Source organism: Cupriavidus sp. GW823-FHT07B10, from assembly GCF_058794355.1.
Genome location: NZ_JBXAGS010000007.1, coordinates 188,025 through 208,971, shown reverse-complemented (window position 1 = coordinate 208,971; position 20,947 = coordinate 188,025). Strand labels below are relative to the sequence as shown.

Below are 20,947 nucleotides of genomic sequence, written 5' to 3'. Positions count from 1 at the left end.
CTCCACGTATGCCTGTCAGGCGCCGTGCGGGTCGGTCGAGGCCGGCGCCGCGGGTGGGCGGGGAGCGGGGCGCTCCAGCGGGCGCACATGCCAGACCGTGAACGGCAGTTGCGCCGGATCGAGCCGGATGCGCTGGTGCTTGCCGCGCAGCTCGAAGCGCCGGCCGTGCATCAGGTCGTGCACCGCCAGGCCGGCGTGGTCGGGCAGCCCCCATTCCCACAACGGGATTTCGATGTCGGTCTCGTGCGCCGTGCGCGGATCCAGGTTGATCGCGGCCAGCAGCACGTCGTCGCCGAACAGGTAGTCGGTGCCCGGCATGAAGCGCGCGAACCACAGCACGGCGTCGCTGCCGGCATGGTAGAAGCGCAGCCCCAGGTGGTTCTGCAGCGCCGGGTGCCCGGCGCGGATCTCGTTGAGCCGTGAGATCTCCGCGACGATATTGCCGGGCTGCTGCCAGTCGCGCACGCGCAGCTGGTATTTCTCGGAATCGAGATATTCCTCGCGCACCTTGCCGTTCAGCACAAAGGGCGCGCTCTCGCACAACTCGAAGCCGCTGTACATGCCCCACAGCCCCGACAGCAGTGTGGCCAGCGCCGCGCGGATCAGGAACGCGGGGCGCCCGCCCTGGTGCAGGAAGTAGGGGTTGATGTCAGGGGTGTTGACGAAGAAGTGAGGCCGGAAGAAGTCGCGCAGCGGGCTTTGCGTCAGCTCGGTCAGGTATTCGGTCAGCTCCCACTTGGCATTGCGCCAGGTGAAGTACGTGTATGACTGGCTGAAGCCCAGCTTGGCCAGCCGCGCCATCATCTTGGGCCGGGTGAAGGCCTCGGCCAGGAAGATGGTGTCGGGGTGGCGCGCGCGCACGTCGGCGATCATCCACTCCCAGAACGGCAGCGGCTTGGTGTGCGGGTTGTCGACGCGGAAGATGCGCACGCCCTGGTCGGCCCAGAACATCACCACGTCGCGCAGGGCCTGCCATAGCGCTGCGCCCGCGGGCGCTGCGGCGTAGAAATCGACGTTGACGATGTCCTCGTACTTCTTGGGCGGGTTCTCGGCATAGCGCAGCGAACCGTCCGGGCGGTGTGCGAACCATTCCGGGTGGTCGCGCAGCCACGGATGGTCGGGCGAGCACTGGATGGCGAAGTCCAGTGCCAGCTCCAGGCCATGTCTGGCCGCCGCGTCGCGCAGGCGGCGGAAGTCTTCAAAGGTGCCGAGCTCGGGATGCAGCGCATCGTGGCCGCCTTCCTTGCCGCCGATGGCGTAGGGGCTGCCGTGATCGCCCGGCTCGGCGCGCAGGCTGTTGTTGCGGCCCTTGCGGTGGGTGCGGCCGATCGGGTGGATCGGCGTGAAGTAGAGCACGTCGAAGCCCATCGCGCGAATCGCGGGCAGCCTGGCGATGACATCGTCGAAGGTGCCGTGGCGGGTCTCGTCGTTGCTTTGCGAGCGCGGGAACAGCTCGTACCAGCTGGCGTAGCGCGCGGCCAGGCGATCGGCCTCGACCGGCATGGCCACCGGATGACGCGAGGCAAACGGGCGACCCGCCGGGGTTGCCATCACTGCCTGCATCGCGGCCTCGGTGCGTGGCGACAGCAGGATCTCCTGCCGGCGAGCGTCATCGCCGGCAGCGGTGATCAGTTCGTCGACGATGGCTGAGAGCTCGGTGTCCGCGGTTGCCGTCCGGGTGTTCTTCCCGCCATTGCCCTGCTTCCCGTTCCTGGCAGGCTGCAGCAGCGCATCGGCCACCAGCCGCGCGCCTTCCTCGATCTCCAGCGCCACGTTGAGGCCGGCCGCGCGCTTCTTGCCGATCTCGTCGAGCCAGCTGGCGAAGGTGTCGCGCCAGGCCTCGACCGTGAATTCATGCCGGCCCAGCGCCACCAGCGGGAAACTGCCTTCCCAGCGGTCGTTGATCACGGGCTGCATCGGCGCCTGGTGCCAGCCAGTCTCGCCCGGCGCACGCCACAACACCGTGGCGGCAAGCTTGTCGTGGCCATCCATCCAGATATCGGCACTGACGGTCACGCGCTCGCCCACCACGCGCCGCACCGCGAAGCGGCCTTCGTTGCAGGCGGGCTCGACGTGCTCGATGGCGATCCGCGGGGCCTCCATTGCCGCCACCACGCTGCCCAGGCCGGTGGCGGCCAGCGTTTCATGGCCGTGCGGCGCGCGCGCGTCGGCTGCCGGCATGCCGGGCCGCGTCAGGGGCACCGGGGGCACTTCGTAGAGGCGGATATCGGCCGGTGCCAGCGTGATGCTGGCCAGCGCATCGAGCCGGTGGTTGGCATCGACCGTCCCGCCCGGGCCGCCCAGTGACGATTCCAGGTGCGCGCTGGCGTGCGGCAGCGCGCTCAGCACGCGGTCGGCGCCCAGCGTGCCGGGCGCCGCGGGGTCTGGATTGAGCACCACTGCCAGGGCGGGGGCACCGTCCGGTACCTCAGGGTCGCTACGGGTGCCGGCGGCGTCGGGAGCGGGGCAGGCGCCGTCCGGCACAGGCAGCCGTGCCAGCACCGTCAGCGGCGCGTCGGGTCCGCTCAGCAGGCGCACGGCCAGTGCCGGCGCCGGATCGCGCGCAGCCAGCCAGGTATTGGTTTCCAGCAGCTCGTGGGTGATGTCGTACGGCGCGCCCTGATGCGGGGCACCATCCGTGGCCAGCGGGTCGCGTGCCAGCGCGCCGCCGGTCTCGAAGCCGGCCGGCACCAGGATGCCGTCGCCGATCGCCGCGGCGGTCCACAGCGCACGCCGCGCGCTGAGTGCGTCATGGCTTGCCGGCGTCAGCGCTGGGGCGGCCAGCACCCGGCCGAAGGGGCGCAGCCGCGCGATTTCCTCGGTCAGCCAGGGGCTGCGAAAATCCCACCACGGCAGCGAGCAGAATGCGCCGTCGAAGCCGGCGGGCGCGAGATCGTCCAGTAGCGCCGGCGTCAGCCCGGGCGTCCATGCCAGGAAGCATGGCGCACCGCGCGCCTGTGCCGGCACAGCATCGCTGCGCAGCGTGCCGGTCACCGCGGCCCAATGCCTGCCGTGCACGCGTGCCGGCGCACGGCAGCAGAAGCCCGCCGCGCCTGCCGCCCAGGCCTGGCGCAGCCGGGCCGCCCACCACTGCACCAGCGCCTCGGCCGCTTGCTGGTCATGCCAGCGCAGGCGCGCGCCGGGGATGTGGCTGTCGGTCTCGTGTGGGGCGAAGGCTGGGAGCGCACTGTCGATCCAGCCAGGGTCGGGTGCTGGCCCGGTGCCGTCGGCGGGGTCGACCGCATAGCGGTCCAGTGAGATGTCGAGCAGCGGGGCCAGCCCGTGCCGGGCGCAAGCCGCGAAAGCGTCTTCGCCGGGCAGGTGCGGCCAGCCGCCGATCAGTACGTGGTCGAAGCCCAGTGCCGCCACGCGCTGGAGCGCGTGTTCATCGGCATCGGGCGTTCCGGTCAGGTCGATCTGGCAGATCCGCACAAAATCCTCCCGGTGTTTCGCTCCGACGGAGCAACAAAATCCCGCTCCGGCGCCTTGCGGCCAGCCGGCGGGATGGCACAGCCATGCGAAGTGCGTGCCAGCGCGCCCGGCCAGTCTCCAATTGCGCGCCCAGCCAAGGCACCTCAAGGGCAAGCGCCACGGCATCTCATGTGCGCGATGCCTTACTGCTTGTAAAAACTACCGGCGCGCGCCGTGCCGATGGAAAGAACGCGCAGGGCAATGAGGCCGATGCGGGCGCGGTGTCCAGCCGGTACGCTTCTTGCCGCTGTCTGGCAGCGCGTGTTGTTCCCGGCACGGTGGGAAGGCCGCGGAAGGAGACGCATGGACTGGTGGCTGGAGGCAGCGCAATGGCCGGCGATGGTGGTGACGGTGGTGGCCACCTGGCTGGTCGGCTCACGCCGGAGCGCGCGCCGGCGCGCCGGCTTCTGGGTCTTTCTTGCCAGCAACGTGCTGTGGATTGCCTGGGGCTGGCACGGCGGCGCCAATGCGCTGGTGGTCCTGCAGCTGGCGCTGATCGCGATGAACCTGCGCGGCATGCGCGAGGCCCGCAAGGCGTGGCCGCCCGCCTCGCAGCGCGCGCTTGCGGCCACTGGCGGCGCGCGGGACGAGCCGCTATCCTTGCACGAGCCCGGCGTGCGGCGCACGTCCGGCGCGAGCGAGCAACCGCCGGCGGCAGCCGGCCCCGATCGGTGACTTCACGGGTCCGCGCGCGGACCAGGGCAGGTGTGTCATGGCGAAGAAGAAGATCCTGTTGCTCAATGCGCTGATTGCGGCATCGCGCGAAGGCGAGCTTGGCTGCCGCGTCGCAGCGCTGGCCGCGGCCAATCCCCACCTGAAATCGCTGCTCACCAGCCGCGCCAATGCGTTTGCGCAAGCGGCGCAGGAGCTGCAGGCGTGCCTGCTTGACCTGGGGCAGCTGCCCGACATGACGGCAGCCCCGGCTGCGTCGGCCGGAAGCGCGATCGGCAAGCACGGCTCGGACCGGTCCATCCTGCAGGCGGTCAGCAAGCGTGAACACGCCGTGCAGCGACGCTATGCGCGGGCGCTGCGCACGCAGGTGCTGGGCTCGCGCCTGCGCGCCCTGGTGCGCCGCCAGTACCGTGGGGTGCAGGTCAGCCACGAGTTGTTTCGCGTGCTGCAGCAGCAGTACCGGACGCCGCAGGCAAGCCCGTAGCCGCCGGCCGAGACCGCATTTCTTACAAGGCAACGAACGAATTGCACGCGCGGCCGGCCGCCACGCAGGGCGCGGCGCGCAATGCATGCCCGCGGGGGATGGCGCTCATCTTGCATGTCTGCGGGACATGCATCCCGTACGGAGACCGTCATGCCCGAGCACCCGCCCAAGCCAGCCCGGCCATCGCAGGATGCGCCGCGTGCGCCGCGCCATCCCGGCAACCCGGAGGATGTGCGCAAGGGCCAGGTGACCACTCCCCTGGCGCGCGACACGTTCCGCCAGCGCTTTCTTGCGCGCTTCGCGGATCCCGCATACCGGCAGGAGGATGAGGCGCTGGACCGCCTCGAACACATTGCCTGGGATGCCTATCAGGAAGGCCGCAAGGCACCCCGCACGCATAAGGCCGGGCCAGGCTATGCCGATCCGGACTACGAGCTCTCCGACGAGTGGCGCGCCGCCAGCGAGGCCGTGCGCAGCGCACAGCAGCGCCAGGCAGATCCCGCCACACCGTCGCGCGTGTTGCTGGTGTGCGCCGCGGCGCGCAACGACTACACCTGCCCGGGCGAGGTGTCGAAATCCTGGCGCCTGGCCGGGCGCGCACGGGAACGGCTGGAGGCGGACGGCATCGAGGTCGACCTGCTCGACCTGAGCCACCTCGCTTCAGATGCCGACCTGCGCATCCATCCGTGCAAGGCGTGCGTGTCGACCGCAATGCCGTTGTGCCACTGGCCGTGCAGCTGCTATCCCAACCATGCGCTGGGCCAGGTCAACGACTGGATGAACGAAATCTATCCGCGCTGGGCGGCCTGCCACGGCGTGCTGATCGTGACGCCGGTGTACTGGTACCAGGCCGCCAGCCCGCTGAAGCTGATGATGGACCGGCTGGTCTGCGCCGACGGCGGCAATCCCGACCCCACCACCACGCATGGCAAGGACGTGGTGCGCGCCAAGGCGATGGAGCTGTCCGGCTGGGACTATCCCAAGCATCTGTCCGGGCGCGCCTACGGGCTGGTGGTGCACGGCGACGTGGCCGGCACCGAGGGCGTGCGCCGCGCGCTGGCCGACTGGCTCGACTGGATGGGCCTGATCGACGCGGGCCCGCAGGCGCGGCTGGACCGGTATATCGGCTACTACGAGCCCTATGCCACCAGCCACGTGGCACTGGACCAAGACACTGGCGTGCAGGGCGAAGTGGACAACGTGGCGCGCGCGCTGGCGTGCGCGGTGCGGCAGTTGCGCAAGGGCGAACTGCGCGCGCCGGACCGCGGGCTGGTGCCGCCGCGGCAGAAGTAGCGGCACGCTGACTGACTGACGAATCGGGGCAAGCGGAGACGACGATGGATCGCAGAGACAACTGGCGCGGCCAGCCATGGCACGAGAGCGCGGTGCCTGAAGCCGATATGCGCAGTCACTACGTGGGCGCCTACGGGGTCTACGACTATGACGAGCCGGTGGACCCGGACGAGTCTGGCGGGCGCCGCGGGGCGTGGGAATGGCGGCCGGAGCGCTTGCCGCCGGACGCGCCGGCGCCGCGCGCCCGGGGCCAGACCGATCCTTACCGCCAGTTCACCGGCTACAACGAGCGCATGGATCTCTACCGGGGCGGGCCGCAGCGGGCGCGTCCGGTGGGGCCGCGCAATTACCAGCGCACGGACGAGCGCATTCTCGAAGACCTGTGCGAGCAGCTCTCGCGCAGCGCGCGGCTGGACCTCAACGATGTCGAAGTCCGGGTCGAGCAGGGCGTGGTGACGCTGGAGGGCAGTGTGCCGGACCGGCTGCAGAAGTACCGGATCGAGGATATTGCCGACGAGGTTTTCGGCGTGAAGGATCTGGTCAACCACTTGCACGTGGCGCGCACTGGCGCAGCGCAAGCGCATCCGGGCCACGGCATGCGTACCTACTGAGGCGTTGTTCCCACGGACGGGAGAGTGCGCGCATGACCGGTTCCCCGAACCCAGCCAATCACCGTGGCAATGCCGCGACGGCAGCGGATATGGCGCTGCAGGCGGCCCTGTGCTCGCGCCTGTGGGACGCCGGCCTCGACGTGAGCGAGGTTGCCGTGGACGTGGCGCAAGGCCGCGTGACGCTGCGCGGCGCGATCGGCGCGCAGGCCGACTGCGATGCAGTCGAAGCCTGCGTCCGCGGCTGTGACGGTGTGCGCGAGATCGTCAATCGCATCCAGGTTGCGCCGGACCGCACCGGCGGATGAGCGTCCGTGCAAGCGACAAGGCGGCCACTTCAGAGCCCGTAAGGCCAGGTCTCCGGCGCGCCCGGCGCGGGCTCCGCCGGCAGCGCCGGAACCGCGCGCGTACGGTCGAACCACAACAGCAGATCGAATTGCCGCGGCAGCGTGGCGCGCGCATAGTGGCTCTGCAGTTCGGTCTCGGGGCGGTAGATCACCCCGATAAAGCGCTCTTGCCGTGCCGGCATCAGCAGCTGACGCACTTCGGCCTGCACGCCGCCGTTGGCGCCGCCGGACGGACCGCGCAGGTCGATCCAGGCTTGCGCATGGCCGGCCGCATGGAACAGATGCTCGTAGCTGTCGGCACGGGCAGGGCGCACTTGCTTGATTTCCATCGGGCCGTCCCACGATGTCGCCGCGGCGACGGTGCCGTCGTAAGTGCTCAAGCCAACCAGCGCGGCGTCGTCGCCGAAGGACTCGCGGCACAGCTGGCCGATACTCAGCTGCCCCTGGCTGGCGCCCATCTCGGTCTGCGAAGCATCCCCGATATGCGAGTTGTGCGCCCATACCACCGCGCGCGCTTGCGGGCCATGCGCCTGCAGCAGATGCGCCAGGGTTTCAAACATATGTGTGTCGCGCAGGTTCCAGCTGTCGTCGCTGCCGTGATACATCACGCGGTAGTAGCGCTCGGCTGAAGCGACCAGGCGCGCGTTCTGCGCGGCATCGAGAAAGTCCTCGTGACCCGCCCGGGCATAGGCCAGCCGTTTGTCCAGCAGCGCCTGCAGCTGTGCGACGACGGCATCCTCGCAGTCGGCATGCGTGCCGTGCAGCACGGCACGCCCATAGCGCGCCGGATCCCGGCCCCACGGTTCCAGGCAGCCATAGCGCTCGCGCGCCGCTCGGGCGGCCTGTGGATCTACGCCCTCCAGGTAGGCCAGCACTGCAGCCATGGAAGCGCGCAGGCTGTAGATATCGAGGCCGAAGAATCCAGTGCGCTGCGCAGGCGCCAGGGTTTCATTGTGCGTGTGCAGCCAGCGGATAAAGCGCGCCACCTCCAGGTTGCGCCACATCCAGACCGGGAAGCGTGTAAAGGCTGCGCCGGGCGATTCGGCCGGCTGTGGCGGGCGGCCGCGCACGTGGCGGTCGACTGCCGCGGCATCTGGCCAGTCTGCCTCGACCGCGATGATGCGGAAGCCGTGCCGGGCCACCAGGTGCGCTGTCAGGGCAGCGCGGGCATGATAGAACTCGGCGGTGCCGTGCGTACTTTCGCCCAGGAGCACCACGCGGTGTCGGGCCAGCAAATCGGCCAGCACGCCGGTGGCATTGGCAAACGGACCGCGGAACGGGCTTGCCGCCGGGTCGTCGATGGGCGGCAATGGAACCGCCGCGGCCGCAATCGCGGCGGCGGCGCGGGGGTCAGCCCGGTGGTGTGGCATCTCGCATCGGTATCCGGGATTAGCAGCGCCGGAGTCTTCAGCGGGGCCTGACGAGTGGCCGGCGATCAGCCCGGAATGGTGCGCGGATCGTGGCCGAAGCTGCTGCGCGAGCGGATCTGCCCGTCGCGGCCGTGGATCAGCAACTCGACGTGCTCGCTTTGCGCCTTCGTGGTGCCGGCCGCAACCGCTTCTTCCTGGGTGGCGTGGTGCGATTCCGCATAGCGCGCACCCTCGTGGATCACATCCCAGCCTTCGTCGTGCGGTACGACGTGTATGTTGCTGCCCATGTCGGGTCTCCTCGATGATCGGTGCTTTCATTTGTGGCGCATCTGCGCGCGCTGTCTATCCGGCGCCGTCTGACAGCCGCAAAGGGCACCGGGTTCCACTTTTCGATGGAAATCCCTGGTTATTTGTCGGGCCTCTTGTAAGCTGGACTTGGATCGCAAAAAGAGGAGCGGACCATGCGTGCAAGATTTGCCAGGGGGCTGACGCAGTCGCCGGTGACCGTGGTGGCCCGGGCGTTCGACGGAGAAGCGGTGCGCACTCCCCAGGTGGGCGACCTGGTGACGGTGTATAGCCAGGATCAGGACACCGAATTCAATATCCGCCTGTGCGAGGCCGTCGAGCCCGGCCGCTGGCGCGGCGTGGTCTACGCGATCGGCCGCGGACAGGACGTGCTGGTCACCGCCGAAGGGCTGGAGATCGACGACGTTGTCGAGGTGATGCGCGAGGAAATCGCCTCCGTCATCCCCTGCGGCCGATCCCACTGAACGCTGCACCCCGCGGGTGCGGACATTCCGGTTTTGAAGACGCCTGCGGCCCGGTTCAGGCCGGCCGCGCGGGCTGCCTTGGCACACCCAGCCACATGGCCAGTCCGCTGGCCAGCAGCAGCGCCGCCAGCAGGTAGAGGGCATGGTCCAGGCTGCCGGTCCGGGTCTTGATCTGTCCAATCACCCACGGGCTGACGATGCCGCTGGTGATGCCGATGCTGCTGATGAAGGCGATGCCGGCGGCCGTGCCCGCGCCCGGCAGGTAGCTGGGCGGCAGCGACCAGAACACCGGCAGCGCGGCAAAGATCAGCACCGCGGCCACCGACAGGATGGCCAGCATCAGCGCCAGGCTGGGCAGGTGCAGGGTCAGCGCCGCCAGGGCCAGCGCGCCGCCTGCCGTGCACAGCAGGAAGTGGCGGTGGCGCTCGCCGGTGCGGTCGGAGTGGCGCGCGATCAGGAGCAGGCCGACCGCGCCCACGGCATTGGGTACCACCGAATACAGGCTGACCGACATCACGTCGGTGATGCCGAAGTCGCGGATCATCAGCGGCATCCAGAAGCTCAGCGCCAGCGAACCACAGGTCAGCGAAAAATAGATAAACGCGAACAGGTACACGCGCGGGTTGCGCAGAACCTGCCGCAACGCGTGCAGCGAATGGCCGCCGGCATGTGCTTGCGCGGCGGTGTCGCGCGCCAGGTGGGCACGTTCGCCGTCGGTCAGCCAGCTGGCCTGCTGCGGGCCATCAACCAGGCAGCGCGCGGCCAGCAGGCCCAGCAGCACCGCGGGCGCGCCCTCGATCGCAAACATCCACTTCCAGCCCTGCAGCCCGAGCACGCCGGCCATGTCGCGCATGATCCAGCCGGACACCAGCCCGCCCAGCACACCCGCCACCGCCACGCCGGCAAAGAAGATCGCCATCACCGCGGCGCGGCGGCGCGCCGGGAACCAGTAGGTCAGGTAGAGCACGATGCCGGGGAAGAAGCCGGCTTCGAACACGCCCAGCAGGAAGCGCAGCGTATAGAACTGCGCCGGGGTGGAGACGCCCATCATCGCCACCGAGGCCAGGCCCCACAGCACCATGATGCGCGTGAACGTGCGCCGTGCGCCAAAGCGCGCCAGCAGCATGTTGCTGGGCACTTCGCACAGCACGTAGCCGACGTAGAAGACCGCGGCGCCCAGGCCGTACATGGCGTCGCTGAAGCCCAGGTCCTGCTTCATCTGCAACTGGGCGAAGCCGATGTTGATGCGGTCCAGGAACGACACCACGTAGCAGACGAACAGGAACGGGATGATGCGCAGCCAGACCTTGCGGTAGAGCGCATCCTCATCGTGCGCAGCCAGTGCTGCGGGAGGCAGGGTGGGGGACGTCAGGCTGGATAGGGACGAAAGATCCCCTGAGACCGGATGGCTCATGAACGTTGTCTCCGTACGGTGGTGGCTGCGGCGGCGGGCAGCCGGAGGGTTCCGCCAGTGGGCAGCGTCTTGCGCGCGTTGGCCCGCGATGGTGCCGGGAAAAGAACAGGACAGGCGCGGCGGTACCGCGCCTGTGTCAGGTCAGGCTGGCGTGGTGGCCGGCATTTCGGTCACGCCTTCGCGCGCGGCGGCCATGGCGGCCAGGAGCACATCGTGGTCGCCGATATGGTTGGCTAGCAGCAGGATCAGCTGCGCATTGGCGGCCTGGCTTTTTGCCTCGTCGAGGTCGCGGTGCATCTCGATCAGCGCTTCGTAGAAGTCGTCGGGCCGCGCCAGGTTGGGTTGGGTGTTGAGCGTATTGGGCATGGGAGTCTCCGCGGTGCAGGTCTGGCCGGTCTCAGGCGGCCATGCGGCCGGGCTGCGGGGCGCGCAGGTCGGCACCGGTGGCACGCGCCAGCGCGGCGCGGATCGCGGCCGGGTCGGGGTGGTGCCAGCGGGCGCAGACATGCTGGTCCGGGCGGACCAGGTAGCAGGTGCCGGGCGTGGCACCGTAGCGCGCGGCGGCCAGGCCCTCGTCGTCGCGCAGCACGGTGGCATTGGTGCAGGTCACCGCCGGCTGCGCGGCGTCGGTCACGTAGACCAGCCGCAGCGGCACGCCGCTGTCTTTCAGCGCGGCGAGGCCGGCGAGCGTGGCTGCATCGATGGTGTCAGGGCTGCCGAACACCAGCACCGTGAAGTCCCCGCCCAGGTGCGACAGCAGCCAGCCCGCGCCCTGCGCGCCGGATACCGGCGCGTCGCAGCAGACCGCGCCAGGCACCAGCTTGCAGGCATAGTCCTGGGCATCGTCAGCGGTGTTCAGCGGCGAATCCTGCAGCACCGCGGGCACCGACAGCCGCCCGCTGTTGACCAGGGTGCGCGCAAACGCATGGCGCCTGGACAGGGTCAGCACCGCATCGCGGAACACGCGGCTGACCGCGCTCTTGGGCGTGATGAAGTCGGTGGAACGTGTGGAGTTGCGCAGGTTCTCGTCGGCGGCGTATTCGCGCTCGCTGGCGTAGGTGTCCAGCAGCTTGTCGCAGGCATGGCCCTGCAGCACATAGGCCAGCTTCCAGGCCAGGTTCTCGGCGTCCTGGATGCCGCTGTTGGCGCCACGCGCGCCGAACGGCGACACGCCATGCGCGGCATCGCCGGCGAACAGGATATTGCCGTGGCGGAAGCTGTCCATGCGAAGGCAGGAGAACGTATAGACGCTGACCCATTCCAGCTCGAACTTCACGTCCTTGCCCAGCAGCGCCTGCACCCGCGGGATCACGCGCTCCGGCGTTTTCTCCAGCTCCGGGTCGGCGTCCCAGCCGAGCTGGAAGTCGATGCGCCAGACGTTGTCCGGCTGGCGGTGCAGCAGCACCGACTGGTTCGGGTGGAAGGGCGGGTCGAACCAGAACCAGCGCTCGCTCGGGAAATCCGCTTCCATCTTCACGTCGGCAATCAGGAAGCGGTCGCGGAAGGTGCGGCCCTTGCTGTCCAGGCCCAGCAGCTTGCGCATCGGGCTGCGCGAACCGTCGGCGGCCACCACGTAGCGCGCCGCCAGCGGGTAGCTGCCGTCAGGCGTCTCGATGGTCAGTATCACGCCGTCCTCGGACGTGCCGCGCTGTTCCAGCCCGACCACCTTGTTGCGCCAGCGGATCTCGATATTGGGCAGCGCCTGCGCGCGCTCCAGCAGGTAGCCTTCGAGGTAGTACTGCTGCAGGTTGATGAAGGCAGGGCGGCGGTGGCCGCTCTCGGGCAGCAGGTCGAAGCTGTAGACCTGCTGGTCGCGCAGGAACACCTTGCCGACGTGCCAGCGCACGCCCTTGTCGACCATGCGCTCGCCGCAGCCAAGCCGGTCGAAGATATCCAGCGTGCGCTTGGAAAAACAGATTGCTCGCGATCCGGTGGACAGCGTGCAGTCGTCATCCACCAGCACCACGGCCACGCCGCGCTGCGCCAGGTCGATGGCGGTGGCCAGGCCGACCGGCCCGGCGCCGACCACGACGACCGGGTGGACGGCCGGATCGGCCCCTTTCTGTTGCTCGGCGCAGGGCTGGTACTCGAACGACAGCCGCTGGTAATCGATGCTGCTCATGCCTGTGTCTCCATCCATAGCTTGTTGCCCGACTTATTCTTTTTGGAGGTCAGTCCTGCAGTGCGGCCCACATTTCCTTGTCGCGCTGGGCCGTCCAGATGCGCGGGTGGCGGACGCCGCTGGCCTCGTCATAGGCGCGCGAGACGTCGAAGGGCAGGCAGTGCTCGTAGATAAAGACCTGGCCAAACTTGGGGTCCATCGCGCGCCGGGTGTGCGCCATCGCGGCCTTCAGGTCGAGCTTCTCGGCCACGGCTTCCTTGCCGGCCTGGAACAGCGTGGTGACGAAGTCCTTGGTGTAGGCGATACCCTTGTCCACTTCCTCCGGCGTGGTCAGCGCGGGGCCGCGGCCGGGCACCAGCTTTTCCGGCTTGAGTGCCTGCAGCGCGTCCAGCGTGGCCGGCCAGTCTTCCAGCTGGGCGTCGCCGCAGTAGCAGGCGGCGTCGTACTCGACCAGGTCGCCGGAGAACAGCACCTTCTGCTGCGGCAGCCAGACCACGGTGTCGCCCTTGGTATGGCCCGAGCCCAGGTGGGCGATGCGCACTTCCAGCTTGCCCAGGAACAGCGTGATTTCCTTCTCGAACACCAGCGTCGGCCAGGTCAGGCCGGGCACGGTCTCGACGCCGGCGAACAGGCGCGGGAAGCGCTCGATCTCGGACTTCATGTCGGCCTCGCCGCGCTCGACGATCATCTCGTAGGTGCCGCGGCTGGCGATGACCTGCTGCGCGCCTTCGGCGAAGTAGGCCGACGCGCCCAGCACGCGCACCGCGTGGTAGTGCGACAGCACCACGTACTTGATGGGCTTGTCGGTGATGGTGCGGATGCGGGCGATCAGGTCCTGCGCCATGGCCGGCGTGGCGGTGGTGTCGACGATCAGTACGCCGTCGTCGCCGATGACCACGCCCGAATTGGGATCGCCTTCGGCGGTGTAGGCCCAGGCGTTCTCTGACAGTTGGGTGAAGGTGACCTGCTTGGCTTCCAGGTCGGCCTGCGATGCGAATGCCTTGGACATGGCGTCTTTCCTTTGTGTGGGGAGGCGAGACGGCACCGGCACGATGGCTGCGTTGCGCTGGCCGCGGGCTGTCTCGCCCCGTTTCTATGGATGTCTGACGGCGTGGGTCGCCGTGTTCGGACGGGGTAGTGCAATCTTAGGAAACGTTAAAAAATTAATCAATAGCGAAATGATTAGCCTATGACAAATAATTGAGGCATGCCGCGAACGCCATCGGAGGCAGGTGGAGTTAGTTCGGGTAAACCCCCGTGCGCACGGCAACGGGAGGCGTTCGATTAATATCCGGGTTTTCCGATCACACAGGATGGCAATGGCCAGGCGCAAGGCTGGGGAAGCAGGAACGCAGGCGGACGAGCCCGCTGCGCGTGCCGACAAGGCGCAGCGCGGCATCCAGAGCGTGGAGGTGGGCGGGCGCCTGCTGGTGGCGCTGGCGGTCGCGCGCGCGCCAATGCCGCTGGCCGCGCTGGCCGAGGCGGCGCAGCTGGCGCCGGCCCAGGCGCATGCCTACCTGGTCAGCCTGACGCGGCTGGGCCTGATCAAGCGCGACCACCTCTCCGGCCGCTACGAGCCCGGGCCGCTGTCGCTGCAGCTGGGCATGCTGCACCTGGAGCAGGACGCCGCCTGGCGCGCCGCGCAGCCCCGGGTGGATGCGCTGGCGCAGGCGTCCGGATTCAGCGTGGCAATCAGCATTGCCGGGCCGCAGGGCCCGACCATCGTGCGCTATGTGCCGGCCAGCGCGCCGCTGCATGTCAACCTGCACGTGGGCACGGTGATGGCACTGGCCGCCACGGCCACCGGGCGCGTGTTCTGTGCCTTCCAGCCGCCGGCACTGTGGCAGCCGCTGTGGCGCGCACAGCAGCCGGGCGCGGCCGAGTCCGACCTGGCCGCCTTCAGCGCCAGCCTGGGAGAAATCCGAGCGCGCGGCATCGAGCGCAGCATCGACACGCCCAGCCCGGCTGTCAGCAGCCTCAGCGTGCCGGTGCTGGACGCCGCTGGCGTGCTGCGGCTGGTGCTGACGCTGGTGGGATCGACCGGTGCCATCGAGGTGGACTGGCGCGGCGCTGCGGCGCAGGCCCTGCTGGCCGCGGCGGCGGACATCGGCGCCGCGCTGCGCGATGAAGAGGGGCGCCTGGCATGAGCAGCGCGACCGAAGCCCAGCAAGACCTGGAAGGCGGCAAGCCGCAGCGCGGCATCCAGTCGCTGGACAGCACCGGCCAGCTGCTGGTGGCGCTGGTGGCTGCCGGCCGGCCGCTGGCGCTGCGCGACCTGGCGCTGGCCGCGGGCATGCCGCCGGCCAAGGCGTTCCCGCATCTGGTCAGCCTGCAGAAGACCGGCCTGCTGGCGCGCGATGCCGCGGGCAACTACCTGTGCGGACCGCTGGGACTGGAACTGGGGCTGATCGCGCTGCAGCGGCTGTCGCCGACGCGTGAGGCGGAACCGGAGGTGATCGAGCTGGCCGGCGCCACCGGCCTGAGCGTGGCCATGGCAGTGCTGGGGCCGCTGGGGCCCACGGTGGTCCGCCTGGAGGAATCGGCGCGGCCCCAGCACGTAAGCCTGCGCGTGGGCACGGTGCTGTCGCTGGTCCATACCGCGATTGGCCGCACCGCCGCTGCGTACCTGCCAGCCAACGTGCTGGCGGGCTTGCTGGAAAAGGACGATTTGCGCATGGCCGGCGCCGCCGCGGCCGAAGTGCTTGAACCCGGCGGCAAGCTGGCGCCGGCCTACGCCGGGCGCCTGGCGCAGGTGCGCGCGGCCCGGCTCGACAATGCGCTGAGCCACCCGGTGCCGGGCATCGACACGCTGGCGGCCCCGGTATTCGACCACACCGGCAGCCTGGCGCTGGTGATCGCCGTGATGGGCTCGAGCGGCAGCTTTGACAGCAGCACCGCGGGCGCCACTGCCGCGCTGGTGCGGCAGGCGGCGCGCCGGCTGTCGTGGCGCTTCGGCGCGCCGGACACGGCCTGGGCTCAGGCTATCAGTTGTCCAGCTTGATGTTGGCCGACTTGATCAGGCTGTCCCACTTCTCGAACTGCGCGCGGATATAGCTGCCGAACTGCGCCGGCGTGGCGGGGAAGGGCACGGTGCCCTGGCTGGCCAGCCTGGCGGCCAGGTCAGGCTGCTTCAGCGCCGCCACGATCTCGCCGTTGAGGCGGTCGATCACTGCCTTGGGCGTGCCGGCCGGCGCGGCCACGCCAAACCACGCGGTCAGCTCGTAGCCGGGCACGCCGGCGGCGGCCAGCGTGGGCACGCCTGGGAGCTGGTCAGAGGGTTTCTGCGTGGTCACCGCCAGCGCGCGCACGCGGTTGTCGCGGATATACGGCAGCGCGGTCGAGACGCTGTCGAACATCATGGTGATGCGCCCGCCGATCAGGTCGGTCATCGACGCGGCGCTGCCCTTGTACGGAATGTGCGTGATATTGACAGCCGCCAGGTGGGTAAAGAGCTCGCCCGCCAGGTGCGACGACGAGCCGTTGCCGAACGAGCCATAGGTCAGCTTGCCCGGCTCCTTGCGCGCCAGCGCCAGCAGCTCCTGCACGGTGCGCGCCGGCACGCTGGGATGCACCACCAGCACGTTGGGCAGGTAGGCGACCGAAGCCACCGGCGCGAAGTCCTTCAGCGGATCGTAGCCAGGCTTGTCATAGAGGCTTTTGTTGACCGCCAGCGAGCCGAAGGTGCCGAACAGCAGCGTATAGCCGTCGGCCGGGGCCCGCGCCACCGCGATGGCCGCCAGGTTGCCGCCGGCGCCGGGCCGGTTGTCGATCACCACCGGCTGGTGCAGCCGCGCCGACAGTGCGTTGCCGATCTCGCGCGCCAGCAGGTCGGTGGCGCCGCCGGGCGGAAAGGGCACCACCAGCCGCACCGGCTTGTCGGGATAGTCCGCCAGCGCGGTACCGGCGGCCGTGGCCGCGAACGCAAATACCAGCCCCGCGGCTGCACGCCTGATCCAACCCTGCATCGCTGTCTCCTTTCTGTGATCTGTTGCGATGGAATGGCCGTCAGTGTGTCGCAGCGCCGGCAGGCGCGTGTTTGGAATTGGCGAAGGTCGGGTTCGGTGCCGGAACGGGTCATTCCGGCGGGCGCAGCCGGGCGATGGTGCCGAACAGCGTTTCCAGCTCCACCGGCTTGACCAGGTGTGCGTCGAAGCCGGCGGCCTCGGTACGCTGCCGGTCCGCCGGCTGGGCGAAGCCGGTCAGCGCCACGAAGCGCGTCAGCTCGGTGCCGGCCACGAGGCGCATGGCGCGCACCACTTCGAAGCCGTCCATGCCGGGCATGGCCAGGTCGATCAGCGCGATATGCGGGCGGCAGCGCGGCGCCACATGCAGGGCCTCGGCGCCGTCGTAGGCAATGGTCACCTCGTGGCCGCATATCTCGAGCAGCATGGCCAGGCTGTCGGCGGCGTCGCGGTTGTCGTCGACCAGCAGGATGCGCTGCGCCTGCAACTCGGGTGCGACCGGACCCTGGGCCGGCAGTGCGGCTCCTGGCCGGGCGTCCTCCTTGTGCGAGGCCGTCAGCGGCAGCCGCAGCGTGAAGGTGCTGCCTTGTCCCGCCCCGGCACTGGCGGCAGAGATGGTGCCGCCATGCAGCTCAACCAGTGACCGGCACAGTGACAGGCCGATGCCCAGCCCGCCATGCACGTCGGTGCCCGGACGGCTTTCCTGCATGAACAGGTTGAAGATCTCGTCGATGGCCTGGGGCCCGATGCCACAGCCCTGGTCCATTACCTGGACCTGCAGTGTGCGGTTCTGGATGGTGGTGGCGATCGTCACCGACGAGCCGGGCGGCGAGAATTTCGATGCATTGAGCACCAGGTTCTGCATGACCTGCACCAGCCGCGTCTTGTCGGCACGCATTGGGATCGAGCCGGCATGGGTCCGCACTTCGACGCACTGCGACTTGGCATCCAGCGCCGGCTGCGCTGCCTCGACGCCGAGCGCGATGATCTCGTTGAACTCGACCGGCTCCATGCGCAGCTCGATCCGGCCGGAGGTGATGCGCCCGATGTCGAGCAGGTCGTCCACCAACCGGCTCAGGTGGGTCACCTGGCGCTCGATCATGGCCAGGCTCCGGTTTGCCAGCACCGCATCCTCCGGCGCCAGCCGCATCGCCGCGAGCGCGCTGTGCACCGGCGCCAGCGGATTGCGCAGTTCATGCGAAAGGGTGGCCAGGAACTCATTCATGCGCTGGCTGGAGCGTTCCAGCTCTTCGCGGCGGCGGCGCTCGCTCATGTCCCGCGTCACCTTGGCAAAGCCGCGCAGCGTGCGTGACTCGTCGTATACCGCTGTCAGGGTGACATTGGCCCAGAACAGCGACCCATCCTTGCGCACGCGCCAGCCTTCGTCTTCCACGCGCCCGACGCGCTGCGCCAGTGCCAGGTGCCGTGACGGCTTGCCAGCGGCAACATCCTCCTGCGGATAGAACACCGAGAAATGACGGCCGATGATCTCGTCGCGGCGGTAGCCCTTGATATAAGAGGCACCGGAATTCCAGCTGACGATATGGCCGCCGGGATCGAGCATGAAGATCGCGTAATCCTTGACCCCCTCCACCAGCAGCCGCAGGGTTTCTTCGCTCTGGTGCAGGGCCTCGGCGGCGCGGCGCCGCTCGGTCATGTCCCGCGTGACCTTGGCGAAGCCGATCAGCCGGCCCTCGGCGTCCTTCAGGGCGGTGATGACGACATTGGCCCAGAAGCGGCTGCCGTCCTTGCGCACGCGCCACCCCTCGTCCTCGAACCGGCCCTGTTCGGCCGCAGCCTTCAGTTCGGCTTGCGGCCAACTTCGGGCGATCGCATCCGGCGTGTAGAACTGCGAGAAATGCTTGCCCAGGATCTCCTCGCGGGCATAGCCCTTGATGCGCGCCGCGCCCTTGTTCCAGCTGGAGACATGGCCGCCAACGTCGAGCGTGAAGATGGCGTAGTCCTGCACGGAGTCCACCAGGGTCTGGTAAGGCACATCGGGCAGGTCGGCCCGGATCTCTTGCGAACGCCCGCCCGATGGCTCGCCAGCGTCGGGGCGAGGTACGCTTCCGGCGGGTTGCTGCGGGTCTTCGGGGGGTCTTGTCATGGCATGTCCTGAACGGCGTCCTGCCGGCGTGGCCCGCCAGCGCATCCGGTGCTGGTCTTGTAGCAAGGATACCCCGCCAGCAGCCTGGCAGGGCCAATGGCCGGGGATGCCGGTGGCCCCGGCAGCGCAGGTCCGGATCAGAAGCTTCTGTACTGCAAATCAGAATGTGCGGATTGTCTGGGGAAACTGGCTCCATAGAATGGTTGCACAAGGGCTTTCAGCTCTTCCATCCAGAGGCGCCAATGACACAGTTAGACGAATGCCACCTGCCGTGCGACGGCATGCCGTGCAGCGCAGATTGCCAACTGGCCCGCTTCTGCCTGGGAGGCGCACGGGGCTTGCCGGGCGGCGCCCGGGGCTTCCACCGCACGGTGCGCCTGCGCAAGGGCCAGTGCCTGTACCTGCTGGGCGACCCCGTGACCTCGCTCTACGCAATCCGCGTCGGCACAGTCAAGACCCACGTGACCACGGAAGACGGCCGCACGCAAGTGGTCGGCTTCCACTTCCCCGGCGACCTGGTCGGGCTGGACAGCCTGGCGCATCCCCACTATGCGTCCTACGCCACCGCGCTGGAAGACACCAAGCTGTGCATGCTCGGCATGGACGCGCTGCGCGGCGCCGCCGCCGGCATGCCGGAGCTTGCCAACCAGCTGTTCCTGGCGCTCGGCGGACAGGCGCAGCGCGCACGCGCGCTGCAGACCATGCTGGCGCTGATGACCGCCGAAGAGCGGCTGGTGACCTTCCTGCTGTGGATGGCTGAAGGCTTTGCGGCGCGCGGCTTCTCGTCCTCGGAGTTCGTGCTGCGCATGAGCCGGGAGGAAATCGGCAGCTATATCGGCCTGACGCTGGAAACAGTCAGCCGGCAGTTCTCGCGGCTGGCGGACTGCGGGCTGATCCGGGTGAGGCACCGCACCATCTCGCTGCTCGACAAGCCCGCCTTGCGGGCCATCGCCGAGCGCCCCATGATCTCCGCGCACGCGCCTGCGTGCGATCGGCAAGTGCCCCGGCGCGGCCCGCACGATGCCCACCGGCTTGCACCGCGCACGGCCGGTGGCCAGGCTGTGGCAGCCGAATGACCAAGCCCGGCCAGCGCGAGGACCGAATGGAACATGCAACACCGGCCGGCACCGCGGCTGAAGAGACGGCCAGCGACCTGGTCGGCGAGAGCCTGCGGGAAATCACGGACCTGAACCTCTCCTACCTGCTGCTGGTGCAGCGGCTGATGCGCGAGAACGAGCCCGAGGCCCTGTTCCGGCTTGGCATCGAGCGCGAAGTGGGCCGTGTGCTGGCCGCGCTCAAGCCGCAGCAGATGGTGGCACTGGCGCGCTCCAACCTGGTGCTGTGCCGTTTCAGGCTGGAAGACAGCATGCTGGTGGCCGCGCTGACCGGCGCCGAGCCGCTGCATGCCCTGCAGAACATGCACGCGGCCATCGTGATGGCCGCGCAGCGCGGGTAGTGGAACCAAAATCGGAGGCTGTATGACGGGCAATGCGATGACGCAAGTCGAATGGAAGCGGATGGCGCTCGACCGCGGCCGCAGGGGGGACCACCCGCCCGGGCCAACCCGCATGGAACTCTCTGGCACGCTGCAGATGCAGGATATTGTCCAGGCACTGGGGGCGGAGCCCGATGAGCAGCGCTGTGTCGAGGCCGGCCTCGAGGTGCTTGCGATGGCCGGGCACCCGCCTGCGCGCGCCGTGGTGTCGATGGACCACGGGCGGCCGCCGGCGCTGGAATTCTATGTCGATGCCGCTGTGCCGACCTGCTGCGAACTGGACTGCACCGTGCAGCACGCGATCGCCAGCCGTTTCACCAGCGTGCTGCCGCCGGGCCTGGCAGTCACGGTGCTGCCGCTGGCTGCCTATGCACAGGAAGCCACCGACGAAGTCAAGGCGTTTGACGCGGATACCTTGCGCACCTGTGCCCGCGAACTGCTGGGCCGCGGCGGGGAGATGAACCAGCGCCTGGCGGTGGTGTGCGCCTACCTGTCGGCGCTGCATGGCGCGCAGGCCGTTGCCGAGCAGCTTGGCTACCTTGAGCAGAGCCTGCTTGCGCAGGGCCAGGAGGCCTTGTCCTGGCGCCTGCGGCGGCACCGCAGCGTGGAAGGGCGGGAGCTGGCGCAGGCATTGGAAGGACTATCCCGCGCCGCGGATGGCGCCCTGTATGAGTTCGGCGCCAGTTACAGCGCTGCGCGCGCCAGCTATCAGCTGGAGCAGATGCAGCGTGTCCATGACCGGATCGCGCGCTTTCGCGACACCTGCCGGCACGGCGGGCGCTGCCCCGAGCCCCGGCACGCCGTTTGCGCGGACACGGCGTACTGAGTCGCG

General features: G+C 69.1%; 20 protein-coding genes. 11 read left to right on the top strand and 9 right to left on the bottom strand.

Annotated elements, in window-relative coordinates; all coding sequences use genetic code 11:
• Window positions 1-15: 15 nt before the first annotated feature.
• Entirely contained in the window at window positions 16-3,432 is a 3,417-nt protein-coding gene (locus AC1Q6V_RS17495) for a maltotransferase domain-containing protein (protein WP_454750249.1), read from the bottom strand.
• Between the two features lie 342 nt (window positions 3,433-3,774).
• Between AC1Q6V_RS17495 and AC1Q6V_RS17490 the strand changes: the two genes are divergently transcribed.
• The 5 genes from AC1Q6V_RS17490 to AC1Q6V_RS17470 all read left to right on the top strand — a co-directional run bounded on the left by AC1Q6V_RS17490 (window position 3,775) and on the right by AC1Q6V_RS17470 (window position 6,836).
• Entirely contained in the window at window positions 3,775-4,146 is a 372-nt protein-coding gene (locus AC1Q6V_RS17490; protein WP_010814542.1) for a hypothetical protein, read from the top strand.
• 37 nt (window positions 4,147-4,183) lie between these two features.
• On the top strand, window positions 4,184-4,627 hold the full coding sequence (locus tag AC1Q6V_RS17485) for a PA2169 family four-helix-bundle protein (protein WP_454750250.1): 444 nt from the start codon (window positions 4,184-4,186) through the stop codon (window positions 4,625-4,627).
• A gap of 150 nt (window positions 4,628-4,777) precedes the next feature.
• Window positions 4,778-5,920, top strand: a complete 1,143-nt coding sequence (locus AC1Q6V_RS17480) for a flavodoxin family protein (RefSeq protein WP_010814540.1) — start codon at window positions 4,778-4,780, stop codon at window positions 5,918-5,920.
• 44 nt (window positions 5,921-5,964) lie between these two features.
• Complete coding sequence (locus AC1Q6V_RS17475) at window positions 5,965-6,531, top strand: BON domain-containing protein (protein ID WP_011617304.1); 567 nt, start codon at window positions 5,965-5,967, stop codon at window positions 6,529-6,531.
• A 32-nt stretch (window positions 6,532-6,563) separates the two neighbouring features.
• Window positions 6,564-6,836 (top strand): BON domain-containing protein, encoded by a 273-nt coding sequence (locus AC1Q6V_RS17470; protein WP_010814538.1) that lies wholly within the window; start codon window positions 6,564-6,566, stop codon window positions 6,834-6,836.
• A 29-nt stretch (window positions 6,837-6,865) separates the two neighbouring features.
• Here AC1Q6V_RS17470 and AC1Q6V_RS17465 read toward each other — a convergent pair whose 3' ends face one another.
• Together AC1Q6V_RS17465 and AC1Q6V_RS17460 are read right to left on the bottom strand one after the other, a co-directional pair.
• On the bottom strand, window positions 6,866-8,245 hold the full coding sequence (locus AC1Q6V_RS17465; protein ID WP_010814537.1) for an erythromycin esterase family protein: 1,380 nt from the start codon (window positions 8,243-8,245) through the stop codon (window positions 6,866-6,868).
• 65 nt (window positions 8,246-8,310) lie between these two features.
• Window positions 8,311-8,532 carry a DUF2188 domain-containing protein gene (locus AC1Q6V_RS17460; protein ID WP_010814536.1) on the bottom strand — a complete coding sequence of 74 codons (222 nt, stop codon included), beginning with the start codon at window positions 8,530-8,532 and terminating at the stop codon, window positions 8,311-8,313.
• Window positions 8,533-8,706: 174 nt separating this feature from the next.
• Between AC1Q6V_RS17460 and AC1Q6V_RS17455 the strand changes: the two genes are divergently transcribed.
• The gene (locus AC1Q6V_RS17455; RefSeq protein ID WP_010814535.1) at window positions 8,707-9,015 is read left to right on the top strand and encodes a hypothetical protein; all 309 of its coding nucleotides are present in this window, start codon (window positions 8,707-8,709) and stop codon (window positions 9,013-9,015) included.
• Between the two features lie 55 nt (window positions 9,016-9,070).
• On the opposite strand, the gene AC1Q6V_RS17450 is transcribed toward AC1Q6V_RS17455, so the two are convergent.
• From AC1Q6V_RS17450 to AC1Q6V_RS17435, 4 genes are all read right to left on the bottom strand, one after another.
• Window positions 9,071-10,429: an MFS transporter gene (locus AC1Q6V_RS17450; protein ID WP_010814534.1), complete on the bottom strand. Its 1,359-nt coding sequence runs from the start codon at window positions 10,427-10,429 to the stop codon at window positions 9,071-9,073.
• A gap of 141 nt (window positions 10,430-10,570) precedes the next feature.
• Window positions 10,571-10,795: a DUF2783 domain-containing protein gene (locus tag AC1Q6V_RS17445; RefSeq protein ID WP_010814533.1), complete on the bottom strand. Its 225-nt coding sequence runs from the start codon at window positions 10,793-10,795 to the stop codon at window positions 10,571-10,573.
• A 31-nt stretch (window positions 10,796-10,826) separates the two neighbouring features.
• The gene (locus AC1Q6V_RS17440; RefSeq protein WP_058696808.1) at window positions 10,827-12,551 is read right to left on the bottom strand and encodes an FAD-dependent oxidoreductase; all 1,725 of its coding nucleotides are present in this window, start codon (window positions 12,549-12,551) and stop codon (window positions 10,827-10,829) included.
• A 49-nt stretch (window positions 12,552-12,600) separates the two neighbouring features.
• The gene (locus AC1Q6V_RS17435) at window positions 12,601-13,560 is read right to left on the bottom strand and encodes an MBL fold metallo-hydrolase (RefSeq protein WP_010814531.1); all 960 of its coding nucleotides are present in this window, start codon (window positions 13,558-13,560) and stop codon (window positions 12,601-12,603) included.
• A 310-nt stretch (window positions 13,561-13,870) separates the two neighbouring features.
• Here AC1Q6V_RS17435 and AC1Q6V_RS17430 point away from each other — a divergent pair, with 310 nt between their 5' ends.
• Window positions 13,871-14,698 carry an IclR family transcriptional regulator gene (locus tag AC1Q6V_RS17430; protein WP_010814530.1) on the top strand — a complete coding sequence of 276 codons (828 nt, stop codon included), beginning with the start codon at window positions 13,871-13,873 and terminating at the stop codon, window positions 14,696-14,698.
• The gene (locus tag AC1Q6V_RS17425; protein ID WP_011617300.1) at window positions 14,695-15,552 is read left to right on the top strand and encodes an IclR family transcriptional regulator; all 858 of its coding nucleotides are present in this window, start codon (window positions 14,695-14,697) and stop codon (window positions 15,550-15,552) included. The genes AC1Q6V_RS17430 and AC1Q6V_RS17425 overlap by 4 nt, the downstream gene beginning before the upstream one ends.
• Here the strand turns inward: AC1Q6V_RS17425 and AC1Q6V_RS17420 are convergent.
• Entirely contained in the window at window positions 15,536-16,516 is a 981-nt protein-coding gene (locus tag AC1Q6V_RS17420; protein ID WP_010814528.1) for a Bug family tripartite tricarboxylate transporter substrate binding protein, read from the bottom strand. The genes AC1Q6V_RS17425 and AC1Q6V_RS17420 overlap by 17 nt on opposite strands.
• A 109-nt stretch (window positions 16,517-16,625) precedes the next feature.
• Window positions 16,626-18,620, bottom strand: a complete 1,995-nt coding sequence (locus tag AC1Q6V_RS17415) for a PAS domain-containing hybrid sensor histidine kinase/response regulator (RefSeq protein ID WP_454750251.1) — start codon at window positions 18,618-18,620, stop codon at window positions 16,626-16,628.
• Window positions 18,621-18,862: 242 nt separating this feature from the next.
• Between AC1Q6V_RS17415 and AC1Q6V_RS17410 the strand changes: the two genes are divergently transcribed.
• From AC1Q6V_RS17410 to AC1Q6V_RS17400, 3 genes are read left to right on the top strand one after another with little or no spacing between them, the layout of a single operon-like run.
• Window positions 18,863-19,696 carry a helix-turn-helix domain-containing protein gene (locus tag AC1Q6V_RS17410; RefSeq protein ID WP_439671882.1) on the top strand — a complete coding sequence of 278 codons (834 nt, stop codon included), beginning with the start codon at window positions 18,863-18,865 and terminating at the stop codon, window positions 19,694-19,696.
• Window positions 19,697-19,722: 26 nt separating this feature from the next.
• Window positions 19,723-20,076, top strand: a complete 354-nt coding sequence (flhD, locus tag AC1Q6V_RS17405) for a flagellar transcriptional regulator FlhD (protein ID WP_439671881.1) — start codon at window positions 19,723-19,725, stop codon at window positions 20,074-20,076.
• Window positions 20,077-20,098: 22 nt separating this feature from the next.
• On the top strand, window positions 20,099-20,941 hold the full coding sequence (locus AC1Q6V_RS17400) for a hypothetical protein (protein WP_439671880.1): 843 nt from the start codon (window positions 20,099-20,101) through the stop codon (window positions 20,939-20,941).
• Window positions 20,942-20,947 lie beyond the last annotated feature (6 nt).